This is a genomic window from Aquimarina pacifica (assembly GCF_000520955.1).
Classification (GTDB): domain Bacteria; phylum Bacteroidota; class Bacteroidia; order Flavobacteriales; family Flavobacteriaceae; genus Aquimarina; species Aquimarina pacifica.
This window is the reverse complement of sequence record NZ_JACC01000106.1, coordinates 1-1,208: the sequence shown is the minus strand read 5'-3', so window position 1 is coordinate 1,208 and position 1,208 is coordinate 1. Positions and strand designations below refer to the sequence as shown.

General features: G+C 34.0%; 1 protein-coding gene. It reads left to right on the top strand.

Annotation, left to right across the window (positions count from 1 at the left end):
- Window positions 1–111: 111 nt before the first annotated feature.
- A partial coding sequence (locus DZ60_RS0121965) for an integrase core domain-containing protein (protein WP_161634460.1) occupies window positions 112–1,208 on the top strand: 1,097 nt, incomplete at its 3' end.

Sequence of the window (1,208 nt, the reverse complement as noted above, 5' to 3'; positions counted from 1 at the left end):
GGTACGTTAAACAAACATCCTTTACAAAGTTAAAGAAACATAGTTTACACTTTTTGAGGTATAATTTGAGGTCAAAATCAAATTATCATGCCTTGGAAAAACACAACAACTATGGAACAAAAAATTGAATTTATCTGTGAATGGCGAACTGGAAAATATACCATTACAGAATTATGTAAAAGTTTTGGGATCTCCAGACCAACAGCATATAAACTGATTGATCGATTCGAAAATCAAGGCTTTGAAGGGCTAAAAGAACAATCTAGAAAGCCTGGGAAACATCCTAGTACAACCGATCAAAAAATCATTGATAGTATTCTTAAATTAAAAGAAAAACACAAACTTTGGGGAGCTAAGAAAATTAGAACTTTATTGTTTAAAGAGTTTGCTGAAGAAGAAATCCCATCGGTGGTGACTGTTCATAATATTCTTCGAAAAAACGGGTTGGTATCTCCTCAAAAACGAATGCGAAGAGTAAAGCCTCTCTACCCTATTTTTGATCCAAAATCCTGTAATGAAGTATGGAGTGCTGATTATAAAGGAAAGTTCCTTATGGGCAATAAAATCTATTGTCATCCCCTTACTATTGCTGACTCGAAAAGTCGATTTTTATTCACAGCAAAAGGACATTATAAAGAAACACTAAACGCTGCCATGACTGAATTTACAAAGGTGTTTAGAACTTATGGCATCCCTAAACAGATCCATACCGATAACGGAAGTCCTTTTGGATCTGTAAGAGCTATACAAAGATTTACACAACTCTCTTATTGGTTTATTGAACTAGGAATTACTCCTGTATTTTCTGATCCAGCACACCCAGAACAAAATGGAAGACACGAACGCATGCATCGCGATTTAAAGGCCGCTTGTGCGAAACCTTCAGCTTATGATTTAAAAGCACAACAAAGACGATTAAATCACTTTGTAAAAGAATATAATCATATAAGACCACACGAAGCTTTAGATATGAAAACACCAGCTGATATACATGATTTTTCAACTAGACCATTCCCAGAAAAAATAGTCCATTTTGATTATGATAGTGACTATAAAGTACTCAAAGTAACTAAGAGTGGAGCTATACGATGGAGATCATATTATTGGGTATATTTAACTGCGGCTTTAAAAGGAAAATACGTAGGAATAAAGGAACATGGTAACGGTATTTGGAAAGTATATTATAGAAATGTATTTTTAGGTTTCTT